Genomic DNA, 23,333 nt, shown 5'->3' on the forward strand with positions numbered 1-23,333 from the left:
AGTGATCGCGAACGACCAGCCGAAGGTCTTGAGGATCACTGGTCAGTTCTCCGTGCTCTCGGGGAGAAGGACGATGCCGTCGTCGTCGGCGTGCAGGATGTCGCCGGGGTGGAAGGTGATGTCGCCGAAGGTGACGGGGGTGTCGACGGCTCCGGCGGAGTCCTTGGCGCTCTTGCGGGGGATGGTGCCCAGCGCTTTGATGCCGATCCGGAGCCCGGCGAGGGTGGCGCTGTCGCGGACGGCGCCGTGCACGATCAGCCCGGCCCAGCCGTTGTCCTGGGCGGCGCCGGCGATGAGGTCGCCGACCAGCGCGGTGCGCAGGGAGCCGCCTCCGTCGATGACGAGGACGTGCCCGTCGCCGGGGGTGCGCAGCAGGTCCCGCAGGAGGCCGTTGTCCTCGTGGCAGGAGACGGTGCGGACCGGTCCGGCGAAGCCGCGGTGGGCGCCGAACTGGCGGAACTGCAGGTCGCAGACGCGCAGTTCGGTGCCGTACCGGTCGACGAGGTCGGCGGTGGGGACGGGGGGGACGGTCATACGGGCTCCTTCGCTCGGGTGGCTGCCGCGCTCGCGGTTCTTCATCCGGCCGTCAGGGGGATGTGGGGGCGAGCGCGGCAGCCTGCTCGGGGGTGAGGGGACGGGTGGGGTGGCCCTGGAGGAGGAGGTGGAGTTTGGCGGTTTCCTCCAGCTCCTCGATCGCGTCGGCCGCCTGCTCCAGCGTCGCGCCGGCGATGACCGGGCCGTGGTTGGCGAGGAGGACGGCGTGATGGTCCCGGGCCGTGTGCTCGGCCAGCGGTTCCAGGCTGCTGTCCCCGGGGGCGTGGTAGGGGAGGAGGGGGAGGGTGCCGACGCGCATGGCGTAGTACGCGGTGAGCGGGGGCAGGGCGTCGGCCGGGTCGAGGCCGTCGAGGCAGGAGACGGCTGCGGCGTAGGTCGAGTGGAGGTGGACGACCGCGTGGGCGGCGGGCCTGGCCCGGTAGAAGGCGGCGTGCAGGAACGCCTCCTTCGTGGGTCTGGGGCCGTCCAGGTGGGTGCCGTGCGGGTCGGTGCGGGAGAGTTCGGTCTCCTGGACGGTGCCGAGGCTCGATCCGGTGGGGGTGAGCAGCAGGCTGCCGTCGGCCAGGCGGACGGACAGGTTGCCCGTGGAGCCGTGGGTCAGACCGCGGTCGAAGAGGGAACGGGCGGTACGGACGATGAGCGCGCGGGCGGCCGACTCGTCGTGGTAGGCGGTCACTTGGCCTCCGTGAGGGCCCGGGTGAACAGGTCGGGGGCACCGAAGTTGCCGGACTTGAGCATGAGGGCGAGGTCGCCGCTCTTCGTGGTGGCGTAGGTCCACGGGACGCCGGGGTCGGCCTCCTCGCCGACGAGGACGGCCCGGATGCCGAGGGCGGTGGTGACGGCGCCGGAGGTCTCACCACCGGCGACGAGGAGACGGCGTACCCCGCGTTCGACGAGGTGGGTGGCGAGGGCGCCGAGCAGGTCCTCGACCTGGGCGGCCGCCTCCGCGACACCCAACTGGGCCTGTACGGCGGCGAGTTCCTCCGGCGAGGCGGAGGCGTATATGAGGACGGGCTGCGCGGGGTCCTGCTCGTCGAACCAGGCCAGCGCTTCCGCCGTGACGTCGCGGCCGGTGGCGGCGGCGAGGACGTCGAGGTGGAGGCAGGGCAGACCGGCGGCGTAGAACTGGGCTATCTGCTCCAGCGTCCTGGCCGAGCAGCTGCCCGCCAGGACGGCGGCGCGGCCCTGGTCGGGCCAAGGCTCAGCGGTGGCCGGACCGCTGGTGGGGTAGGCGTGGCCGACCCCCTCGGCCAGGCCCGCGGCTCCGGCGACCACCGGCATCTCGAGCGCGGCGGCGCCCAGGACGGCGAGGTCGTCGTCGGTGAGGGCGTCGGCGATGACGTGGCGCACACCGGCCTGCTCATGGGCGAGCAGCGCATCGCGGACGGCGTCGACGCCGCGGCGCACGGTGGGCCAGTCGATGACGGCCACCCGGTGGGGGGTCTGTGCGGACAGCAGCCGCGGCAGGGAGGAGTCCGTCATCGGGTTGAGGGGATGGTGGCGCAGCGGCGAGTCGGAGAGCAGCTGGTCGTGGACGAACAGGTGGCCCTGGTAGACGGTGCGGCCGTTGGGGGGTGATGCCGGGCAGTGCAGGGTGAGGCCGGCGCCGGCGGCGTCCATCAGGGCATCGGCGACCGGGCCGATGTTGCCGTGCGGGGTGGAGTCGAAGGTGGAGCAGTACTTGAAGTAGATCTGGGCGGCGCCCTTGGACCACAGCCAACGCTGGGCGGCCAGGGAGTCGGCCATGGCCTCCTCCGCGGGCGTGGAACGGGACTTGAGGGCGACTACGGCGGCGTCGCAGTCGGGCGGGAGCTCGGTGGTGGCGTCCGGGGTGCCGAAGACCAGGGCGGTGCGCAGGCCGGCGCGCCGGAAGGCCGCGGCGACGTCGGTGCCGCCGGTGAAGTCGTCGGCTGTGCAGCCGATGCGCAGGGTCATGGTCGGGGGTCTCTCCTCGGGCGTGCGGGTGGTGCGGGGGAGGCGGGCCGGGGGGCGGGCGGTGGGGACGCCCGCCCCGGAGCCGGGGTCAGTTCCGGCCGGCGGAGATGGCCTTGATGACGGCGGCGGTGAACTCCGTGGTGGACGCGGAGCCGCCGAGGTCGCGGGTGGAGGTGCCGGCGGCGATGGCGTCGGCCACGCCCTTCTCGATGATCTTCGCGACGTCGGCGAGCTTGTCGTCGCCGTGCTTGGCGCCGAGCCACTCGAACAGCATGGCGCCGGAGAGGATCATGGCGACCGGGTTGGCGATGTTCCGCCCGGCGATGTCGGGGGCGGAGCCGTGTGAGGCCTGGGCCATGGCGGTGGTGGCCGAGGAGTTGATGGAGGGGGCCGTGCCGAGCGAGCCGGAGATCTCGCCGGCCAGGTCGGAGAGGATGTCGCCGAACATGTTCTCGGTGACGATGACGTCGAAGTCCTGGGCGCGGCGCACCAGATGGACGGTCATGGCGTCGATGTGGAAGTCGTCGACGGCCACGTCCGGGTAGTCCTTGGCGACTTCCTGGCACACCGTGCGGAACAGGCCGGTGGTGAGCTTGAGGACGTTGGCCTTGTGGACGATGGTGAGCTTCTTGCGGCGCGAGCGGGCCAGGTCGAAGGCGACGCGGGCGACGCGCTCGGTGGCCTCGCGGGTGATGATCCCCAGCATGATCGCGGTGTCCGCGGTGGGCATGAACTCACCGGTGCCCGCGAAGGTGTTGCGGTCGGCGTAGAAGCCCTCGGTGTTCTCGCGGACGATGACCAGGTCGGCGTTGTCGCAGATGGCCTTGGCGCCGGGGAAGGACTTGGCGGGGCGGATGTTGGCGAAGAGCTGGAAGTGCTTGCGCAGGGTGCCCGAGGGGTTGAGCGCGGACTTGTGCGGCTCGGGGTAGGACACCGAGTCGTGCGGGCCGAGGTACCAGCCGTCCAGGCCGGCCAGGGCGTCCTTGGTCTCCTCGGGGACCGGGGTGCCATGGGTCTCGATGGCGGCGGCGCCCAGCGGCAGGGTCACCCAGTCGACCGAGACGCCGGCGGCCTCGGCGGCGGCGGTGGCGATCTCGACGGAGGAGGGGACGATCTCGGGGCCGATGCCGTCGCCTTCGAGGACGCCGAGGCGGTAGGTCTTGCTGCTCATGGTGCGGGTTCCTCTCAGAACAGGGGAGTGGGGAGTGAAGGGGCGGTCAGGACAGTGCGGCCGCGGCATCGGTGAGCGCGGTCCAGGAGCGGGCGGCGGCCTTGGTGCTGTCGCCGTCCTGGGTGTGCTCCAGCGTCAGCCAGCCGGTGAATCCGCCGGTGCGGAGCGCTGTGAGCAGGGCGGGCAGCCGGGGATCACCGACCGTCAGGGGACCCCGCGTCGAGGCGGCAGCCAGCTGGAGGCAGCCGGTGACTCGGGCGTGGTCGGTGATGGACCGGACCGCGTCGACGCCTTCCGCGTCGAGGTGGTGGGTGTCCAGGACCAGCCCGGCCGGCACGTCGAGGGAGTCGATCACGGAGCGAGTGTCGTCCGGGGTGTGCCACAACGAGGTGGTGGCACGCGACTGCGGCTCCAGCAGAAGTCGGCTGCCGCAGGCGGCGGCTTCCTCGGCCAGTTGCTCGACGGCACGCTCGGCCCACTGGCGCTGCATGTCCGCGAGGCCGGGCAGGAACCTGCCACGGGTCTGGCCGAGGGAGACGGGTACGCCCAGCGCGCCGGCGAGCCGGGCCGCGCCGCGCAGTCGGAAGAGGGCGTGGCGGCGGACGTCGGGGGAGGGATCGGTCAGGGTGAGCCGGTCCTGTGCGGCGACCGGCCCGGTGCCGATGCCGAGGACCCTCAGCCCCGCGGCGTCGACGGTCCGGGCGAGCGCTTCTGCGTCGTCGGCGCCGACCTCGCGGACCTGGACCTCGACACCGTCGTATCCGAGTTCTGCCAGGTCGCGGACGGCGTCCGAGAGCGGTGCCGAGTGGCCGAGCGGCATGGGGGCGGAGCAGTCGGCGCCGGAGACGGTGTAGGCCAGCGGCCAGGGCAGTCGGCCGCTCATGACGCGACCGCCGAGGTGAGCAGGCCGCGCAGTTCGCGGGCGGCGGCACCGGCGCCGTCGAGTACCGGCACGTTCAGCAGGGCGGCCAGGGCGTCGCGGGCCGGGGTGAGCGAGTACTGCGCGAGGAGCACGGCATCGGCGTCGGCGCCGCCGGCGGTGTGGAGGGCGTCCGTCAGGTGGCGGGCGGCGGCCTCGGGCTCGGCCCCGGCGGCCTCTTCGCTCAGGGCCGTCACGATGTCGACGGGGCGGTCCGGGCGGACAGCGGGGACGAGTGCTTCGAGTTGGGCGACGGCCGCCGGAACGGCCGGCGGGGCGGAGGCGACGACGGCGATCCGCCGGTAGGGGCCGACCAGGGCTGCCTTGAACAGGGACTCGTCCGACTTCAGCACCGGTACGTCCCACAGTCGGCGGGCGGTGTCCACCACGTCTCCGTAGGAGGAGCAGGTGAGGAGCAGGCCCTGGGCGCCGCCGTCCATCACGTGGGCGATGAGCCGGAGCATACGGCGGCTCAGGGTGTCGGTGAGGCCGCCGGCCGTCCGGGCGTCGTCCAGCAGGCGGTCGTCCAGGATGTTCCAGACCCTGGCCTGCGGAAACTCCTGGGCGAACGCGGCCTGGGCGATGCGGCCGGCGGTCGGCACGGCGTGGATCATGGCGACCAGGGGGGCGGTTTCGAGCACCGGGTTCTTCCTCTTTCGGAAGGCGGGGACCAGCGGGGGTCCCGACCGGGGGCGGGCCTTGGGCACCGAGGGAAGTGTCCTCGGCGATGGGATGAAGGCCGGCCCGAGATGGGGGGCGGCAGTGCGTGTCGTGGTGCCGCGCCGCCACTGTAGGCGGAACCGGTAAACCGGTCAACCGGTTGTTCCGATGGGTGGGCCGCGAGATGCCGGAGCGGACCGGCAACTCGCCGAAAAGCCCTATCCCTCGCGCTGCTCCAGCGCCTTCATCAGGCGGCGGGACGCGCCGTCCATGTGCCGGGCCATGGCGGCGCGGGCGGCTTCGGCGTCCCCGTTCGCGACCGCCTCGAAGATCGGGACGTGGTCGTCGTAGGCCACCTCGCGGGAGCGGACGGCCCCGGTGCGCTCCACCCAGCCGCGCTGGATCATCGCCCGCATGCCCTTGAGCATGTCCCGCAGCACGGTGTTGCCGGCCAGTTCCCCCAGGGCGGCGTGGAAGGCGGTGTCGGCCTCGGGGAACTCGTCGTCGGGGCACTCGCGCATCGCGGTGAGCCGGGCGCGCAGCAGCTCGACACCCGCGTCGTCCCGTGCCTGCGCGGCCAGGCCGGCGACGATCACCTCCAGTTCGGCGCGGGCCTGGACCATGTCGCGGGCGCCGCGCTCGCCGAGCACGAGGCCCAGTTCGAACAGGCGGTAGAGCACGTCCGAGTCGGTGCCCCGGAAGTAGGTCCCGCTGGACTGGCGGATCTCGAGCAGGCCGAGGAAGCCGAGCGATTTGATCGCCTCGCGGACGGTCGGCCGGTTCACGCCGAGCATCTCGGTCAACTGGCGCTCGGAGGGGATGCGGTCGCCGGGTTGCACCTCGCCGGACATCAGGTAGTCGATCAGGCGGCGGGACACCTCGGAGGCCAGCGGCTCCCGCGGCTCGACCGCGATCCTGGCGAGTTCGGCCATCGAATTCCTCACTTCGGTATTGACGTAATGGCTGGATTCTAGTTACCTACCGGCAATCCGGTAAACCGGTTGTCCGGAGCTGGGCGAGCCGCCTCCCCGTATCGCTCCACACCGACCACCGCCAGGCCACTCCGCTGCCAGGCGTACCCGGACACGCCCCCCGGGTGCCGCCCCGCTGCGCCCCGCGCCCCCGACCGCCGTACAGGAGCCGCACGTACCATGGCCGACTCCGCGCACAAGCCGACGACGGCACCGCGTGCGCCGAAGGTCGTCCGCTGACCCGACACGCACTGAAAACCGCGCCGTCCTCTTCGCCGCCCGACGGGCGGCCCCCAGCCCTGCCCCAAGGAGCAACGATGCTCGCCGTCCTCGGCTTCGCCACTCTGGGCAGCTTCATGCTGCTCGTGATGCGGAAGTACCTCTCCGCGTTCACCGCCATCATGCTCACCCCGATCGTCGCCGCCGTCATGGCCGGCAAGGGCACCAAGCTCGGCGACATGATCACGAACGGCCTGGACACGGTCGCGCCCACCGCGGCCCTGCTGCTGTTCGCCGTCCTCTACTTCGGTCTGATGATGGAGGTGAAACTCTTCGAGCCGGTGTGTCAGGCGATCGTCCGCGCGTCCAAGGGTGACCCCGTCCGCATCGTCGTCGGCACCGCCGTACTGTCGCTCTGCGTGGCGCTCGACGGTGACGGCACTACCAGCTACATGATCGTCTGCTCCGCGTTCCTGCCGATCTACCGGCGCCTGGGCATCAACCCGCTCATCCTCGCCACCCTGGCCGCCATGTCCCTGGGCACCATCTCCGGCACCACCCCGTGGGGAGGCGCCGCGACCCGCGGCATCAGCGTCCTGCACCTGGACGCCAGTGAGTACTTCGTCCACATGATCGGCCCCATGGCCCTCACCAGCCTGGCGATCATCTCCGTCGCCTACTGGCTCGGCGTGCGCGAACGCAGCAAGCTCGACCCCGAGAAGCTCAACGCCTACCGGCTGGAGATCGCCTCCGGTGAGGCCTTCGAGCCGGTGAAGGCCGACTGGCGGATGTGGTTCAACGCCGCGCTGACCGTGCTGCTGATGGTCCTGCTCATCCTCGAGGTCGCCGACCTTCTCGTCCTCTTCATGGTCGCCTTCGTCATCGCGCTGCTCGTCAACATCCGCGCCATAGGCGACCAGCAGGACCTCATCAAGCGGCAGGCGTCCAACGCCGTCCCGGTGATGATCCTCGTCCTGGCCGCCGGCGTCTTCACCGGCATCATGACCGATTCCGGCATGATCAAGGCGATGGCGGACGCGGCCCTGTCGATCGTCCCGGACGGCTGGGGCAACGTCATCCCGCTGTTCACCGCGGTCCTCGCCCTGCCGCTGGGCTTCTTCATGTCGAACGACGGCTACTGGTTCGGCGTCGTCCCCGTCCTCGCGGAATCCGCCGCGCACTACGGCATCGACGCCAACGAGATCGCCCGCGCCGGCGCCATCGGCCAGATCCTCCACATGATGGGCCCCACCAGCGCACCGCTGTGGGTCCTGATCGGCCTGGTCAAGACCGAACTCGGCGACTTCCAGAAGCACGCCCTGCGCTGGGGTGTCCTCGTCTCCTTCGCCTACATCGCCTTCGCCCTGCTCACCGGCGCCATCGGCATCGCCTGATCCGCTGCGTCCCGGTGGGCCACGGAGAGCAGTCCGTCGGTGGCCCACCGGGGTGGGCACGCGCGCGTCCGCATTGCCCCCCGTCTGACCACCTGGAGACACTACCGTGCACGACCACCCCACCCACGAGCCCTGCTTCGCCTCCTTCCCGCCCGCCGTGCTGCGCCCGGCCGAACTGACCGCCTTCAGCCGCGGCGGCGGCGCCCGCACCATCCCCCTGGTGACCAAGGCGACCGGCGCCGAGGTCTTCCTCACCGGGCAGACCCTCTTCGACGGCGGTGCCGGCATCGCCCTGCACACCCACAACTGCCCGGAGTCCGTCACCATCCTCGAAGGCGACGCCATCGTGGAGATCGACGGCACCGAACACCACGTGACCCGCTTCGACACCACCTATGTGCCCGCCGGCATGCCCCACCGGTTCCGCAACGCCTCCGCCACCGAACCGATGCGCATCCTGTGGATCTACGCCACCGTCGACGCCACCCGCACCGTCGTGGAGACCGGAGTCACCGCTCGCGTCGACGCCGAGCACACCGAGGCCCCCACCACGACCCACCACTGACAGGGGACCGACCCCAGGGAGTTGCTTCCGAGGGATTCGCCAAGTGGCGTGCTCCGGCCGGGGCGTACTTCGCGGCTTCGCCACGGGTCGAACATGTGCACTCCGTTCTCGCACCATGACGTCGGCGGCGCGGTCGGTGTCCGCTGACTCGGCGAACCCGGCGAGCGGAGCGGGTGAAGCTGGGGCCCGCGCCGACGCCGAGGGGGCATGCATGAGGCTCGCGGCCGAATCCGGCCGGGTCGACAGAGACAGCGAGCTGGAGGCGGGCCATGACACGCAGAACGGAACGACCAGACGACCAGACCGACCACACGATCCATCACGTCCCCGTCCTCATCGTCGGCGGTTCCCTCGTCGGGCTGTCGACCTCGCTGTTCCTGAGCCGGTTGGGCGTACGGCACACGCTGGTGGAGCGGCACACCGGCACCTCCATCCACCCCCGTGGGCGCGGGAACAACGTCCGCACGATGGAGCTGTTCCGGACGGCCGGCGTCGAGCCGGCGATCCGGGAGGCCGCCGCCACGCTGGACGACAACCACGGGATTCTCCAGACACCCACCCTGGTGGGTGACGCGGGGGAGTGGCTCTTCAAGGAGATCGACGCGGGGGGCGCGCTGGCCCGCTTCAGTCCCAGCTCGTGGTGTCTGTGCAGCCAGAACGACTTGGAGCCGGTGCTGCTGGAACACGCCGAGCGGCTGGGCGGCGATCTGCGCTACGGCACCGAACTGCTGTCGTTCGACACCGACCCCGATGGCGTCACCGCGGTGGTCAAGAGCCGGGAGACCGGCGAGCACACCACCATCCGCGCGGACTACCTCGTCGCCGCGGACGGTCCCCGCAGCCCCGTGCGTGAGCAGCTCGGCATCGCCCAGAGCGGTCCTGGCGACCTGTTCAGCAACGTCAGCATCACCTTCCGGTCCCGCCGCCTCGCCGACGTCGTGGGCGACCGCCGCTTCATCGTCTGCTATCTGACGAACCCGGAGGCCGACGGGGCGCTGCTGCCGGTGGACAACCGGGAGAACTGGGTCTTCCACGCTCCCTGGCATCCCGAACAGGGCGAAACCCTGGAGGAGTTCACCGACGAGCGGTGCGTGGAGCACATCCGGCGCGCGATCGGAGTGGCCGACCTCGACGTCCAGGTCACCGGCAAGGCTCCCTGGAACGCCGCCGAGCGGGTCGCCCGCAGTTACCGGGAAGGACGGGTCTTCCTGGCCGGCGACTCGGCCCACGAGATGTCCCCCACCGGGGCCTTCGGCTCGAACACCGGCATCCAGGACGCGCACAACCTCGCCTGGAAACTGGCCGCGGTGCTCGACGGCTGGGCGGGGGAGGCGCTGCTGGACAGCTACGACGCCGAGCGGCGCCCGGTGGCCGAGGCGACCAGCGCCCGCGCCTCCGCACGGTCCGTGGAGCACAGCCACCCCGGCTTCGCTCCGCCCCCCGGCATGGGCGGTGGCGGCGGCCCGCAGCGCGGCATCCTCAGTGTGGTCCTCGGCTACCGCTACCCGCGCGGCGCCGTCCTCGGGACCGACCCCGACGCCCCGGTCGTACCGGAACGCCTCGACCTGTCCGGTGAACCCGGCAGCAGAGCACCCCACTTGGCGGTACGTCACCGAGGCGAACCGATCTCCACGCTGGATCTCTACGAAAGCTCGTTCGTCCTGCTCAGCGACGCCGATCACCCAAGTGGCTGGCACGAGGCGGCCGTCCGCCTCGCCGCATCGATGTCCGTACCCCTGACCTCGTACCGGGTGGGCAGCACGGCCGACGCCGAGCTGACGCCCGAGGGCGGGACGGACTGGGCGGTCGCCCATGGAACGCAGCCTGGCGGTGCCGTACTTGTCCGGCCCGACGGGTTCGTGGCCTGGCGGGCCGCAGCGCCGGAACCTGACGCCGGGTCGGCACTGCGCCATGCTCTGACCACGCTGCTGGCAGCGATCTGACCTGTACGGATACGGCCGACCAGCCCCCTGGGTGGGGCTGGTCGGCCGCGTCGTGCTGCCGGGCCCCGTTTCCGGCGGGCGCGCGGGTGTGTTCACCCGACCGATCGTCCCGAGTGGTGCGCGGCGCCGTGCGCACTGACGGTGGATCACGTCGGGGACGGATCACCTCAGCTGACGAAGCGCCAGCTGTCCGCTCTCCGGCGGAGGGAATGTCAGATGCACTCTGCTCGCATGCTCCTTGCCACCGCGGCGGCTTCGACCGTCCTCGTCCTGGGTGCCGCGCCCGGTGCCCAGGCGGCCGGCAGCGACTGGGAGGACCACACGGACTCCTCGTACAGCAAGGAACACGACAAGGACAGCGGTCAGGACTCGCCGCGCGGTGGCATGCACACCGGTGGTGGGGCCCTGACGGCGGTGAACGCGGACGGTTCGGACACCGCGAAGGACCCCAAGTTCGACCCGGAGACGTACAAGGACAAGGGACAGGGCAAGGACTCCGGCAGCACGAAGCAGGAGGAGGACTCCTGGAGCGGTGAGCAGGACGGCGACGGGTGGAGCGGCCGCGAGGAGAAGCCGAGCGGCGGCATGCACACCGGCGGCGGCGCCCTGGCCTCGCCGGCCGTGACCGCGGGTGGGCTGGCCGTCCTGGCGGTCGCCGGTACCGGTCTGTACGCGGCGCGTCGTAAGAAGACCTCCGAAAGCGTGGCCTGAGCCATGCCGGATGCGATAGCCGTCGCGGCCGCCACGCGCGTGTCGCGTGGCGGTCCGCCGGTTTCCCCCTGCCCGTCCCCCGTCCGATCTTCTGTCACGCCTTGGTGAGGTAGCGTCCGATGGCAGCCCGTCCCCCTTCCCTCGCAGACAACCCGCCCCGCACCAAAGCGCTGGTGGTCGGTGCGGTAGCGGCCCTGGTGCTGGCCATGGGCCTGTTCGGCGGCAACGACACCGAACCGTCCGACGCCTCCCGCCCGGCCCAGGCACCGCACTCCGATGCGGCGGCGGCTCCGCCGGCCGCACGGGCCGCCGGGAAACACCTGCCGCGCTCGAGGCCCGTACGCCTGCTCATTCCGAAGATCTCCGTCGACGCGCCCTTCACGGAACTCGCCATCGGCCGTAACGGGCAGCTCCAGCCGCCCCCGGCCGACGACACCAATCTCGTCGGCTGGCACGCCAAGGGAGCCTCCCCGGGGGAGGCAGGCACCTCGATCATCGCCGGGCACGTCGACACGGCGACCTCGGCGGCCGTCTTCGTGGACCTCGGCGAGCTGGAGAAGGGCGACACCTTCCAGGTGAAGCGAGCCGACGGGCGCACCGCGTCCTTCGTGGTGGACAGCGTGGAGACCTTCGACAAGGAGCACTTCCCGAGCCGACGTGTTTACGCCGACACGGCCCAGGCGCAGGTCCGGCTCATCACCTGTGCGGGTGACTACGACCGCACGGTCCGCGACTACACGGACAACCTGGTGGTCTTCGCCCACCTGGTCTGAACGGGCCCGCTCCGCCGGGCCCCGGGGTCGCCCGCCCAGTCGCATACGAGTCGCGCGCCTCCGGCAGCGGGCCCAGGATCGAGGGATCGAGGGATCGAGGCACGTCGGAGGCACATCGACGTGATCGAGACCCGTCCGGTCCGTTCCCGTCAAGGAGATGTGCGCAGGATGACCACCACGTCCGAACGTGTTTCGGAAACATTCATGCGAGAGGCGTCGCAGCGCGTCTCTCAGTCCGTGTTCGACGGTTCCCGGCTGCGAGTCGTCCTGCTGGTGGACGTCTACGACGGCGCCCAGCAGCAGTTCCTGGAGGCGTACGAGCAACTGTGCAACCAGGTCGCCTCCGTCCCCGGGCATGTCAGCGACCAGCTGTGCCAGTCCATCGAGAACCCCTCCCAATGGCTCATCACGAGCGAGTGGGAGAGTGCCCCGCCCTTCCTCACCTGGGTCAACAGTGAGGACCACGTACGGATGGTGGAGCCGCTGCACAGCTGTGTCCGCGACACCCGCTCGCTCCGCTTCCACGTCGTGCGCGAGACCGGCGGCCCGGCGGCGGCCGCGGAGCCCGGCGCCCGTGGGCTTCAGGCCTCGCCGCGCATCGGTGACGGGCTGGTCCGGCACGCGCTCACCTTCACGGTGAAGCCGGGCAGCGAGACCGCCGTCGCCGAGATCCTGGCCGGGTACGCCTCGCCGGAGTCACGCGTCGACGACACCACCCAGCTGTGCCGCACCTCCTTGTTCATGCACGGCAACCGGGTGGTGCGCGCCATCGAGGTGCGGGGCGACCTGCTCGCCGCGCTGCGTCATGTCGCCAAGCAGCCCGAGGTACGGGCCGTCGAGGAGGCCATCAACCCCTATCTGGAGCAGGACAGGGACCTCGACGACCCCGAGGCCGCGCGCCTCTTCTTCACCCGCGCGGCGCTGCCCGCCGTACACCATGTGACGTCGGGTCAGGACAGTGCGGATGCCGTGCGGCAGGCGCTGTACTACCCGGCCCGTGAAGGGTGCGGCATGCGCCTGGCCGAGCTGCTCGCCCGTCAGGACGCGGCGGCCTCCGACGATCCGCGCACGCCGCTGCTGCGCAGCACGATCTTCCAGCGCGACGACGTGGTGGTGCGGCTCGTGGACGTACGTGCCGGGTTCGACAACGTTGCCATGCTGGGCCTTTCCGAGCCTGACCAGGCGACCGAGCTCGCGGAACTCCTGGACGCCGGCAGCGCCGGACCGAGGAACGGCGACCGCGCACACCACCTCAACGTCCCCCGTATGGACCTCGTCACCGACCGCCGGGCGTCCGACGCCTGATTCGCCCCGCCGGCAACCGGGCCGTGATGTCCACGCGCCATGCCGACGTAACACATGTTCGGAGGAACGTCGTGACCAAACTTCCCGGAATCGTGGACCTGAGCGAGGTCGAGCCCAACACCCGGCGCGGCGGGGACCTGCGCGCCATGCTCACCCCCGCCACCGTCGGCTCCACCAGCGGTTTCATGGGCGTGGCCATCGTGCAGCCCGGCGACCGCATCGCCGAGCACTACCACCCCTACTCCGAGGAGTTCATCTACGTCCTCTGCGGGCAGCTGGAGGTGGACCTGGACGGCGAGACCCACGCCCTGCAGCCCGAGCAGGGGCTGCTGATCCCCGCCTACATGCGGCACCGCTTCCGCAACGTCGGCAAGGTGGAGGCCCGCATGGTCTTCCACCTCGGCCCGCTCGCCCCGAGCCCGCCGCTCGGCCACGTCGACACCGAGGACGCGGACGGAGTGCCGATCGCGGTGGACCCGACCCACACGAGCGTGGGGCGGGTGGCCGAGCGACCTCAGGTCCGTTCATGACCAGGCGCGTGGCGGTCACCGGCCTGGGCGTCGTCGCCCCGCAGGGCATCGGAGTCCCGGCCTTCTGGGACCTGTTGTCCGACGGGCGCACGGCGACGCGGGGCATCACCTTCTTCGACCCGGCCGGGCTGCGTTCGCAGATCGCCGCCGAGTGCGACTTCGACCCGGCGGCCCACGGCCTGGACCCGGAGCAGATCGCCCGGTGCGACCGGTACATCCAGTTCGCCCTGGCGGCGGGGGAGGAGGCGGTACGGGACTCCGGCCTCGACCTCGCCGTGGAGAACCCGTGGCGCGTGGCCGTCTCTCTCGGCACCGCGGTCGGCGGCACCACCCGACTGGAGCACGACTACGTGCTGGTCAGCGAGCGAGGCAAGCGCTGGGACGTGGACCACCGGCAGGTCGGCCCGCATCTGCACCGCGCGTTCTCACCGAGCACCCTCGCCTCGACGGTGGCCGAGCGGTTCGAGGCCCGCGGCCCGGTGCAGACGGTCTCCACCGGCTGCACCTCGGGCCTGGACGCGGTCGGATACGCCTTCCACACGATCGAGGAGGGCCGGGCCGACATCTGCATAACCGGGGCGTCGGACTCGCCGATCTCCCCGATCACCATGGCCTGCTTCGACGCGATCAAGGCGACGTCCCCGAACAACGACGACCCCGCCCACGCCTCGCGCCCCTTCGACGCGGACCGCAACGGGTTCGTCATGGGGGAGGGCGGCGCGGTCCTCGTCCTGGAGGAGCTGGAACACGCCCGGGCCCGCGGCGCGCGCGTGTACTGCGAGATCGGCGGCTATGCCACGTTCGGCAACGCCTACCACATGACCGGTCTGACCAGCGAGGGACTGGAGATGGCCCGGGCCATCGAGGACGCCCTGGACCAGGCCCGGCTGGACCGTACGGCGATCGACTACGTCAACGCGCACGGCTCGGGCACCCTCCAGAACGACCGGCACGAGACGGCCGCGGTCAAACGGGCCCTGGGCGCGCACGCCTACGACACGCCCATGAGCTCCATCAAGTCCATGGTGGGTCACTCCCTCGGCGCGATCGGCGCGATCGAACTCGTCGCCTGTGCGCTGTCCCTGACCCACCAGGTCGTCCCGCCCACCGCGAACTACGAGACGCCGGACCCCGAGTGCGATCTGGACTACGTCCCGCGCATCGCCCGTGAGCGAAGGCTGAACAGCGTTCTCTCCGTGGGCAGCGGATTCGGCGGCTTCCAGTCCGCGGTGGTCCTGAACCTGCCGAGGGAGGAGACACGATGAGCGGACATCCTCGGCGCGCGGCCATCACCGGCATCGGCGTGGTCGCGCCCAACGGCACCAGCACCGACACCTTCTGGAAGTCGACCAAAGAGGGCATCAGCGCCCTGGACCGGATCACCCGCGAGGGATGCGGGCACCTGCCGCTGCGGGTGGCCGGCGAGGTCCGGGACTTCGACCCGCCGGCCCTGGTCGAGGAGCGCTACCTCGTCCAGACCGACCGGTTCACCCACTTCGCGATGGCCGCGGCCGACCAAGCCCTCGACGACGCCGGCCTCGGCCGCAGCGACACGGACGCGGCGCCGTTCTCCGTGGGCGTGGTGACCGCGGCCGGCTCTGGTGGCGGCGAGTTCGGGCAGCGGGAGCTCCAGCAGCTGTGGGACAAGGGCAGTCGCTTCGTCGGGCCGTACCAGTCCATCGCCTGGTTCTACGCCGCGAGCACCGGCCAGATCTCCATCCGCCGTGGCTTCAAGGGACCTTGCGGTGTGGTCGCTGCCGACGAGGCCGGCGGCCTCGACGCGGTCGCGCACGCGGCACGGGCCGTGCGGCGCGGCACCGACGTGCTCGTGGCCGGCGCGACCGAGGCACCGCTGGCTCCCTACTCGATGGTCTGCCAGCTCGGCTACGAGGAGTTGAGCACCGTCGACGACCCGGAGCGCGCCTACCGCCCCTTCACCGCGGCGGCCTGCGGATTCGTGCCCGCCGAAGGCGGCGCCATGCTCGTCGTGGAAAGCGAGGACCTGGCCCGGGAGCGGGGCGCTTCCGTGCGCGCCACCGTGGCGGGCCACGCGGCCACGTTCACGGGTGCCTCCCGCTGGGAGGAGTCCCGGCAAGGGCTGGCCCAGGCCGTCCTGGGCGCCCTGGCGGAGGCCGACTGCGCGCCCGAGGACATCGACGTCGTGTTCGCCGACGCCCTCGGCACACCCGAGGCGGATCGTGCCGAAGCGCTGGCGATCGTGGACGCCCTGGGTGCGCACGGCACACGCGTCCCCGTCACCGCGCCGAAGACCGGCACCGGCCGCAGCTACGCGGCAGCGCCCGTCCTGGAGGTCGCCGCGGCCGTGCTCGCGCTGGAGCACGGTCTGATCCCGCCCACCCCCAACGTCTTCGACGCCTGCCACGACCTCGACCTCGTGAGCTCCCGCGCCCGCGCCGCCGAACTGCGCACCGCGCTCATCCTCAGCCGAGGACTCATGGGGTCGAACTCGGCGCTCGTGCTCCGGCGCGGCGCCGGCGACGCCTCCTGACGAGGCATCGCCAGCACTCCTCACCCAGCACCCGACACAGCAGGGAGAACATCCGCATGAGTGACCGCATCACCGTGGAGGAGCTCAGCGAGCTCATGAAGAAGTCCGCCGGAGTGACTGTCTCACCGGAGGAGCTCCGTCAGCGCTACGACACCGGCTTCGACGCCTTCGGGATCGACTCCCTCGCGCTGCTCGGCATCGTGGGCGAGCTGGAGAACCGGTACGGCACGCCCATGCCGGTCGACGCGGAGAAGAGCAAGACCCCCCAGCAGTTCCTCGAACTGGTCAACAGCGTCCTTCTGGCGGAGGCCTGACATGGCCGGGCACACCGAGAACGAGATCACCATCGGCGCGCCGCTCGACCTGGTCTGGGACATGACCAACGACGTCGCGAACTGGCCGCAGCTGTTCAGCGAGTACGCCTCCGCCGAGATCCTCTCCCAGGAGGGGAACCGGACCACCTTCCGGCTGACCATGCACCCCGACGACAACGGGAAGGTGTGGAGCTGGGTGTCGGAACGCGAGCCCGACCGTGACACGCTCACGGTGCGCGCCCGCCGCGTCGAGACCGGGCCCTTCGCCTACATGAACATCGTGTGGCAGTACGAGAAGGTGCTCGAGGGCACCCGGATGGTGTGGACCCAGGACTTCGCGATGAAGCCGGACGCGCCGGTCGACGACGACTGGATGACGAACAACATCAACCGGAACTCCAAGGTGCAGATGGCCCTGATCCGGGACCGGATCGAGCAGGCGGCCACGGATCGCCGGCCCGCGCCGGTGCTCTCCGACTGACCCGGACGGAAGGACAGGACGATGCACCAATCCCTGATCATCGCCCGCATGGCACCGGAGTCGGCCGTCGACATCGCCAAGGTGTTCGAGGAGTCGGACAAGGGAGAGTTGCCGCACCTCGTGGGTGTCGCCCGCCGCAGCCTCTTCCAGTTCGGCGACGTCTATCTGCACCTCATCGAGTCCGAACGGGACCCCGCGCCCGCCATCGCCAAGGTGGCCGGGCACCCGGAGTTCCGGGACGTCAGCGAACGGCTGTCGGCGTACGTCACCGCGTACGACCCGGCGACCTGGCGTTCGCCGAAGGACGCGATGGCGCGCTGTTTCTACCGGTGGGAGCGGGACGCCACCTCCTGAAGCACGCGCACGAACCGCCGGTCGCCGGGCACGCGAGGGTTGCGTGCCCGGCGACCGGCGGTTCGTGAAGGTTTCCCCGGGATTCGATCACCCGGGGACGGTGCAGTCGAACGCGTGCAGATAGGGGTTGACCGGGCGTACGTCGTCGATGACCAGGCCCGCCTTGGTCAGCCTGTCGGTCATGCTGGCGGTGGTGTGCTTGGCGCCGCCCACGTTCAGGAGCAGCAGCAGGTCCATGGCGGTGCTGAACCGCATCGACGGGGTGTCGTCGACGAGGTTCTCGATGACCACGACCCGCGCTCTGGGACCGCCCGCCCGGATGACGTTGCGCAGGGTGCGGGTCGTACTGTCGTCGTCCCACTCCAGGATGTTCTTGATGACGTACACATCGGCCTTGACCGGGACGTCCTCACGGCAGTCACCGGGCACCAGCCGCATCCGGTCGGCGAGCGTGCCTCCCGCCCGCAGTCGTGGATCGGCGTTGGCCACCACGCGCGGCAGGTCGAGCAGGGTGCCGTGCAAGGTGGGGTACTTCTCCAGCAGGCTCGCCACCACGTGCCCTTGACCACCCCCGATGTCGGCGACCGAGGTGGCCCCTGACAGGTCGAGGAACGCCGCGACATCGCGCGCGGACTGCACGCTGGAGGTCGTCATGGCGCGGTTGAAGACGTCGGCCGACTCCGGGGCGTCTTCGTTGAGGTAGGGGAAGAACTCCTTGCCGTACAGCTCCTCCACGACGTTACGGCCGGAGCGCACCGCCTCGTCCAGGCGCGGCCACGCGTCCCAGGTCCACGGCTCGGTGCACCACAGCACGATGTCGCGCAGACTGTGCGGGTCGTCCGTGCGCAGCTGCCGGGACATGTCGGTGTGGGTGAACGTCCCGTCCGGCCGCTCGGCGAAGACGCCGTAGCAGGACAGGGCCCGCAGCAGCCGTCGGAGCGGCTTGGGTTCGGTGCGGACCGCGGCGGCGAGTTGCTCCGCGGTGAGCGGGGTGTCGCCGAGGGCGTCGGCGACGTTGAGCCGGGTCGCGGCGCGGAGGGCGGCTGCGCAGGCCGCTCCGAAGGCGAGTTCCCTGAGCCGCATGGTCGGCGGCGGGGTGTCCGGCGCGGTGGATGGGGTGGGTGAGGTCTGTGCGGTCGTCATGGGCCGCCCTCCTTCGTGGAGTTCATGAGCCGTCCCGCGGCGGTCAGCACAGGCCGGCGGGCCGGGAGGCGCGGCAGGAGTTGCCCTGGAAGGTGTTGCCCTCGCCGGTGCCCGCGTTGACGAGGTCCGCCGGGGAGTTGCCCTCCAGCACGTTGCCGGTGATCCGGTTCCGGTCGTTCGGGGTACCCACGAAGCTCTTGGCCAGGACGATGCCGCCGGACATCGAGGAGTCGCCGGCGTTGTCCATGACGCGGTTGTTCGTCACCAAGGTGTCCTCGGCGCCGGTCAGCACGATGCCGGAGCCCTGGAGCGCCTCGAGGCGCTCGGTCTTCGGGCAGGACTTGTTGTTGCCGACGATGCGGTTGTCGCGCACGGTCAGGGCGCCCGCCTTCGGCTTGTTCTCGTCGCCGACGACGAAGACGCCCGCGCAGTTGCCGGTGACACGGTTGTGCGCGACGGTGAGGTCGCGCAGCCGCCGGACGGTGACACCGATCCGGTTGCCCTCCAGGCGGTTGCCCTCGATCACGGTCCCCTCGGTGTCCACGGCACCTTCCTCGGCCCTGATCGTGTTCGCGAGGAACAGGCCGGCGTCGCCGCTGTCCCGAACGGTGTTGCCGCGCAACACGGTGCGGACCGAACGCTCTTGCGCGATCCCCCAGACCTTGTTCTTCACCGCGGTCACGTTCCGCACGGTCAGCCTGTCGGTCCCCACCGCGATGACCCCGGCCTTGGAGAAGCCGGTCACGGTCAGGGAGGCGATGGTGACGCCTTCGATGTTCTTGTCCTTCTTGCCGACCACGCAGATGCCGTTGCCGTTCTCACCACAGCTCTCGGCGGCTTTGGTCTTGGCCGGTTCGAGGACGGTGAGGCGGCCCATGCCGCGCAGGGTGAGGCGGGGGGTGGTCACCTTGACGCTCTGGCGGTAGGTGCCGGGGGTCACCAGAACGGTGTCTCCCGGCTCGGCGGAGTCCACCGCCTTCTGGATCGACTCCCCGGGAAAGACCAGGTGCGTCATGTGATCGGCGGCGACGGCCGGCCCGGCGCCGAGCCCCGCTCCGGTGAGTGCTGCGGCACATGCCAGGTAGGCGACATGAGTTTTCATCATATTCAGCACGTTATGACCGGAAGATCGGAGAATGGTCGTGATGGGCCATCCGGCGGCGTGTCATGGGGTGGGGGCCTTTGACCAGGGCGAGAGGCCTGGCCGGAGCGGTCGGACGGATGCCGCCGGCTCCGCTCTCAGGCGAGCAGGCCGTTCTGCCTGAGAAGGGGAAGCACCTGGTCCTGCACCGCCGGAGCCAGCCGCACGTCTGGTTCACCGCCGGAGATCCATCGCAAGTCCGCCAGCTCGGCTGCCGGCCGGGGGACCTGGCTGATGCTTGTGTGGAAGACGGTCATCTTCATGGGTACGCGCTCGAGAGCCGCGAGGGCTTCGACGTCGGCCAGGAACCGCGGCTGCAAGGGACGCACCCCCAGTTCCTCGTCGAGTTCCCGGGCCAGAGCCTCCATGGGCCCCTCTCCGGGGTCGGGCTTCCCGCCGGGCAGATAGAACACCTCGGGAGCCGCCTTCTTGCTCACCACCAAAAGGCGCCCTTGCTGGACAATCGCCGCGGCCACGACGACCAAGTGCTGTGGCTGGCCGATACTTTCGGGAACGACCGCGAAACCGTCCTGTGTCATGGACGCCATTGTCCCAAGAGGCACAGCCCGCCGGGCCCCTCGGTGAGGATCTCAGGGAACTCCCGACCCAGGGGCCCTGATGGCCGCTCAGGTGCGGACGTCGTACCGGTCGAGGTTCATCACCTTGTCCCAAGCCGCTGCGAAGTCCCGTACGAACTTCGCGTCGGCGTCACGGGAGGCGTAGACCTCGCTGAGGGCGCGGAGTTGGGAGTGCGAACCGAAGACGAGGTCGACGGCGGTCGCCGTCCACTTCACCTCGCCCGTTTCCCGGTCCCGGCCTTCGTAGACGTTCTCGTCGGTGGCCGATGTCGACCACTGCGTGCGCATGTCGAGGAGGTTGACGAAGAAGTCGTTGGTCAGGACCCCGGGCCGGTCGGTGAAGGTGCCGTGTGCGGAGCCCTTGTAGCCGGTGCCGAGTGCCCGCATGCCGCCGATCAGGACGGTCAGCTCGGGCGCGGTGAGGTTGAGCATGTTCGCGCGGTCGAGCATGAGGGTCTCGGGGGAGAGCTTCTCGCCCGCCTTGAGGTAGTTGCGGAACGCGTCCGCCCTGGGTTCGAGTACGGCGAACGACTCCACGTCGGTCTGTTCCTGCGTGGCGTCCGTACGCCCCGGCGTGAAGGGGACGGTCAGCTGCTGCCCGGCGTCGGCCGCGGCCTTCTCGACGGCCGCGCAGCCGCCCAGGACGATCAGGTCGGCCAGCGAGACCCGCGTGCCGCCGGTCTGCGAGGCGTTGAAGTCCTGCTGGATCTGTTCGAGCGCGCGTACCGTCTCGGTCACCTCGGGGAGGGCGTTGACCTCCCAGTCCTTCTGCGGTGCGAGCCGGATACGGGCCCCGTTGGCGCCGCCGCGCTTGTCGGTGCCGCGGAAGCTGGCGGCCGAGGCCCAGGCGGTGGTGACGAGCTGGGAGACGGACCGGCCGGAGGCGAGGATGGTTGCCTTCAGAGCGGCGATGTCCGCGTCGGTGATCAGGTCGTGGTCGACCGGGGGGACGGGGTCCTGCCACAGCTGCGGCTCGGGAATCCACGGGCCGAGGTAGCGCGAGCGCGGGCCCATGTCGCGGTGCAGGAGCTTGAACCACGCCTTGGCGAAGGCCAGCGCGAACTGGTCCGGGTTCTCGTGGAAGCGCCGGGCGATCGGCTCGTACACCGGGTCCATCTTCAGCGAGAGGTCCGTCGTCAGCATGATCGGGGCGTGCCGCTTGGACGGATCATGGGCGTCGGGGACCTTGTCCCGGGCGGAGGGGTCGGTGGGAGTCCACTGGTGGGCACCGGCCGGGCTCGTGGTGAGTTCCCAGTCGTAGCCGAAGAGGTTGTCCAGGTATCCGTTGTCCCACTTCGTCGGCTCGTACGTCCATGCCCCTTCGAGCCCGCTCGTCAGCGCGTCGCCGCCGACCCCGCTGCCGTGGGTGTTCCGCCAGCCCAGGCCCTGCTGCTCGACGGGGGCGGCCTCGGGCTCGGGGCCGACGTAGCTGGGGTCGACCGCCCCGTGACACTTGCCGAACGTGTGGCCGCCGGCGATGAGGGCCACCGTCTCCTCGTCGTTCATCGCCATCCGCCCGAACGTCTCACGGATGTCCCGGGCGGCAGCGAGCGGATCCGGGGTGCCGTTGGGGCCTTCCGGGTTGACGTAGATCAGCCCCATCTGTACGGCGCCGAAGGGGCCGGCGAGTTCCCGGTCCCCGCTGTAGCGCTCGTCCCCGAGCCAGGTGTCCTCGGGCCCCCAGAAGATCTCCTCGGGCTCCCACTGGTCCTCGCGCCCGAAACCGAAGCCGAACGTCTTGAACCCCATCGACTCCATGGCGCAGTTGCCGGCGAAGACCAGCAGGTCCGCCCAGGAGATCTTCTGCCCGTACTTCTGCTTCACCGGCCACAGCAGCCGGCGCGCCTTGTCCAGGCTCGCGTTGTCCGGCCAGCTGTTCAGCGGAGCGAACCGCTGCGCGCCGGCACCGCCACCGCCGCGGCCGTCCTCGATCCGGTACGTTCCCGCGGAGTGCCAGCTCATCCGGATGAAGAGCGGACCGTAGTGACCGTAGTCGGCCGGCCACCAGTCCTGCGATGTGGTCATCACCTCGAAGACGTCGCGCTTGAGCGCCTCCACGTCGAGGGTCGCGAACTCCTTGGCGTAGTCGAAGTCCTCGTCCATCGGGTTCGAACGCGAGGAATGCTGATGGAGAACCTGTAGGTCCAGCTGATCCGGCCACCAGTCGCGGTTCGTCCGGGGCCGATGCGCGGTGGGGGTGGGGGAGGGGATTGCCGGGTTCTCGCTCTCGCTGCCAGACATGCGCGCAACCTGCTTCCTGGTCGGATGTGTCCTGTTGCTGCTTGTTCCTCCTGACGTTGTTCGCTTTACCGGAACAGGGCAATCCGACACGCACGCGGAGGGAGCCATGGCGCTCACAGGAGGGAAACCTCGGCCTGTGGCGCGCGGCGGCCCGCCGCAGCGCGTGGTGATTTCGGCGGAGTGTCAGGGAGTTTCCGCTTGGAGGCGCAGGCCCGCCAGGGTCAGTTCCAGCGCGGCGAGGAACTGGTCCCTGTCGTCGTGCTCGGCGAACTCGTCGGCGATCTCGTGCACGAAGGGGAACGTCGCGGCATCCAGTCTCCGCCAGGACTCGGCGTAGCGGCTGAGGTACTCCACGCGGTTCACCTCGCCGTTGAGCACCTCCTGCGGGAGTTCCGCGCCGAGGTCGGCGGCCGTGCCGACCACGACGCCCACGATCGCCGAGACGGCGTGGAAGCGCTGCCGCGGTGTGAGGTCGAGGCGCAGGGTCTGCTGGCCGAGCTTCTCGTACAGCCGCAGTGAGTGGCCCTGGACGTCGGTGTTGCGCATGAAGTAGGCCGCCAGCCACGGCCGGTCCATCATCGCGTCGAAGAGGGTGATGGCCATCTCGCGCAGATCGGCGATCGGGTCGTCGCTCTGCGGCTGTTCCTCGACGGCGGTCAGGATGGCGCCGACCGCGTGGTCGGTGGCGCGGTCGAACAGTTCGTCCTTGCTGGAGACGTACCAGTAGATGGTGCCGACGCCCGTGCCGAGCCGGGCGGCGAGGGCGCGGAAGGTCAGGGCCGACTGGCCCGCCTCGTCGAGCAGGGCCACGGCCGCGGTGAGGACGGCCTCCATGGAGTGCGAGGCGCGTTGGCGGCCTCGGGGCGAGGTCTCGGTGGCGGTACGTGGTCGCGGGCGTGGCATGCAGTCATCCAATCACAG

24 protein-coding genes are annotated in these 23,333 nt (G+C 70.7%); 12 read left to right on the forward strand and 12 right to left on the reverse strand.

All coding sequences use genetic code 11. The features are described 5' to 3' along the window. Window positions 1-42: 42 nt before the first annotated feature. From rraA to IQ210_RS33705, 7 genes are all read right to left on the reverse strand, one after another. Complete coding sequence (rraA, locus tag IQ210_RS33675) at window positions 43-534, reverse strand: ribonuclease E activity regulator RraA (protein WP_194082976.1); 492 nt, start codon at window positions 532-534, stop codon at window positions 43-45. Window positions 535-586: 52 nt separating this feature from the next. Beyond that, window positions 587-1,231, reverse strand: coding sequence for a 3-oxo-tetronate 4-phosphate decarboxylase (otnC, locus tag IQ210_RS33680; RefSeq protein ID WP_194082977.1), 645 nt, complete (start codon window positions 1,229-1,231; stop codon window positions 587-589). Continuing rightward, window positions 1,228-2,490 (reverse strand): 3-oxo-tetronate kinase, encoded by a 1,263-nt coding sequence (gene otnK, locus IQ210_RS33685; RefSeq protein WP_194082978.1) that lies wholly within the window; start codon window positions 2,488-2,490, stop codon window positions 1,228-1,230. Before otnK ends, otnC begins: the two co-directional genes overlap by 4 nt. 88 nt (window positions 2,491-2,578) lie before the next feature. Continuing rightward, the gene (locus IQ210_RS33690) at window positions 2,579-3,661 is read right to left on the reverse strand and encodes an isocitrate/isopropylmalate dehydrogenase family protein (RefSeq protein WP_194082979.1); all 1,083 of its coding nucleotides are present in this window, start codon (window positions 3,659-3,661) and stop codon (window positions 2,579-2,581) included. Between the two features lie 46 nt (window positions 3,662-3,707). After that, on the reverse strand, window positions 3,708-4,544 hold the full coding sequence (locus tag IQ210_RS33695; RefSeq protein ID WP_194082980.1) for a sugar phosphate isomerase/epimerase family protein: 837 nt from the start codon (window positions 4,542-4,544) through the stop codon (window positions 3,708-3,710). Beyond that, window positions 4,541-5,221: an aspartate/glutamate racemase family protein gene (locus IQ210_RS33700; RefSeq protein ID WP_194082981.1), complete on the reverse strand. Its 681-nt coding sequence runs from the start codon at window positions 5,219-5,221 to the stop codon at window positions 4,541-4,543. Before IQ210_RS33700 ends, IQ210_RS33695 begins: the two co-directional genes overlap by 4 nt. 237 nt (window positions 5,222-5,458) lie before the next feature. Beyond that, entirely contained in the window at window positions 5,459-6,172 is a 714-nt protein-coding gene (locus IQ210_RS33705; RefSeq protein WP_194082982.1) for a FadR/GntR family transcriptional regulator, read from the reverse strand. 356 nt (window positions 6,173-6,528) lie between these two features. Here IQ210_RS33705 and IQ210_RS33710 point away from each other — a divergent pair, with 356 nt between their 5' ends. The 12 genes from IQ210_RS33710 to IQ210_RS33765 all read left to right on the forward strand — a co-directional run bounded on the left by IQ210_RS33710 (window position 6,529) and on the right by IQ210_RS33765 (window position 17,309). Next, window positions 6,529-7,824: a CitMHS family transporter gene (locus tag IQ210_RS33710; protein ID WP_194082983.1), complete on the forward strand. Its 1,296-nt coding sequence runs from the start codon at window positions 6,529-6,531 to the stop codon at window positions 7,822-7,824. Window positions 7,825-7,930: 106 nt separating this feature from the next. Then, entirely contained in the window at window positions 7,931-8,389 is a 459-nt protein-coding gene (locus tag IQ210_RS33715; protein WP_194082984.1) for a cupin domain-containing protein, read from the forward strand. Window positions 8,390-8,658: 269 nt separating this feature from the next. After that, entirely contained in the window at window positions 8,659-10,332 is a 1,674-nt protein-coding gene (locus IQ210_RS33720; RefSeq protein WP_194082985.1) for an FAD-dependent oxidoreductase, read from the forward strand. Window positions 10,333-10,563: 231 nt separating this feature from the next. Continuing rightward, a complete protein-coding gene (locus IQ210_RS33725) occupies window positions 10,564-11,043 on the forward strand; it encodes a hypothetical protein (RefSeq protein ID WP_228048900.1) in 480 nt (159 codons plus the stop codon). A 119-nt stretch (window positions 11,044-11,162) separates the two neighbouring features. Next, window positions 11,163-11,816 (forward strand): class F sortase, encoded by a 654-nt coding sequence (locus tag IQ210_RS33730; RefSeq protein WP_194082987.1) that lies wholly within the window; start codon window positions 11,163-11,165, stop codon window positions 11,814-11,816. Window positions 11,817-11,984: 168 nt separating this feature from the next. Further along, complete coding sequence (locus tag IQ210_RS33735) at window positions 11,985-13,121, forward strand: SchA/CurD-like domain-containing protein (protein ID WP_194082988.1); 1,137 nt, start codon at window positions 11,985-11,987, stop codon at window positions 13,119-13,121. A gap of 26 nt (window positions 13,122-13,147) precedes the next feature. After that, entirely contained in the window at window positions 13,148-13,651 is a 504-nt protein-coding gene (locus tag IQ210_RS33740; RefSeq protein ID WP_228048905.1) for a cupin domain-containing protein, read from the forward strand. Further along, on the forward strand, window positions 13,648-14,916 hold the full coding sequence (locus tag IQ210_RS33745; RefSeq protein WP_194082989.1) for a beta-ketoacyl-[acyl-carrier-protein] synthase family protein: 1,269 nt from the start codon (window positions 13,648-13,650) through the stop codon (window positions 14,914-14,916). The genes IQ210_RS33740 and IQ210_RS33745 overlap by 4 nt, the downstream gene beginning before the upstream one ends. After that, window positions 14,913-16,160, forward strand: coding sequence for a beta-ketoacyl synthase N-terminal-like domain-containing protein (locus IQ210_RS33750; protein WP_194082990.1), 1,248 nt, complete (start codon window positions 14,913-14,915; stop codon window positions 16,158-16,160). Before IQ210_RS33745 ends, IQ210_RS33750 begins: the two co-directional genes overlap by 4 nt. Window positions 16,161-16,216: 56 nt before the next feature. Continuing rightward, complete coding sequence (locus tag IQ210_RS33755) at window positions 16,217-16,474, forward strand: acyl carrier protein (RefSeq protein ID WP_194082991.1); 258 nt, start codon at window positions 16,217-16,219, stop codon at window positions 16,472-16,474. Window position 16,475: 1 nt separating this feature from the next. After that, complete coding sequence (locus tag IQ210_RS33760; RefSeq protein WP_194082992.1) at window positions 16,476-16,955, forward strand: SRPBCC family protein; 480 nt, start codon at window positions 16,476-16,478, stop codon at window positions 16,953-16,955. Window positions 16,956-16,976: 21 nt separating this feature from the next. After that, the gene (locus IQ210_RS33765) at window positions 16,977-17,309 is read left to right on the forward strand and encodes a TcmI family type II polyketide cyclase (protein WP_194082993.1); all 333 of its coding nucleotides are present in this window, start codon (window positions 16,977-16,979) and stop codon (window positions 17,307-17,309) included. Between the two features lie 87 nt (window positions 17,310-17,396). Here the strand turns inward: IQ210_RS33765 and IQ210_RS33770 are convergent, their stop codons facing one another. From IQ210_RS33770 to IQ210_RS33790, 5 genes are all read right to left on the reverse strand, one after another. Further along, entirely contained in the window at window positions 17,397-18,452 is a 1,056-nt protein-coding gene (locus IQ210_RS33770) for a methyltransferase (protein ID WP_194082994.1), read from the reverse strand. 43 nt (window positions 18,453-18,495) lie between these two features. After that, a complete protein-coding gene (locus IQ210_RS33775) occupies window positions 18,496-19,557 on the reverse strand; it encodes a right-handed parallel beta-helix repeat-containing protein (protein ID WP_194082995.1) in 1,062 nt (353 codons plus the stop codon). A 134-nt stretch (window positions 19,558-19,691) separates the two neighbouring features. Continuing rightward, complete coding sequence (locus IQ210_RS33780) at window positions 19,692-20,132, reverse strand: NUDIX hydrolase (protein ID WP_194082996.1); 441 nt, start codon at window positions 20,130-20,132, stop codon at window positions 19,692-19,694. Window positions 20,133-20,219: 87 nt separating this feature from the next. Continuing rightward, on the reverse strand, window positions 20,220-22,412 hold the full coding sequence (katG, locus tag IQ210_RS33785) for a catalase/peroxidase HPI (protein ID WP_194082997.1): 2,193 nt from the start codon (window positions 22,410-22,412) through the stop codon (window positions 20,220-20,222). Between the two features lie 183 nt (window positions 22,413-22,595). Continuing rightward, a complete protein-coding gene (locus IQ210_RS33790) occupies window positions 22,596-23,246 on the reverse strand; it encodes a TetR/AcrR family transcriptional regulator (RefSeq protein ID WP_194083176.1) in 651 nt (216 codons plus the stop codon). Window positions 23,247-23,333 lie beyond the last annotated feature (87 nt).

It is taken from the genome of Streptomyces justiciae, from assembly GCF_015163075.1.
In the GTDB taxonomy this organism is placed as follows: domain Bacteria; phylum Actinomycetota; class Actinomycetes; order Streptomycetales; family Streptomycetaceae; genus Streptomyces; species Streptomyces justiciae.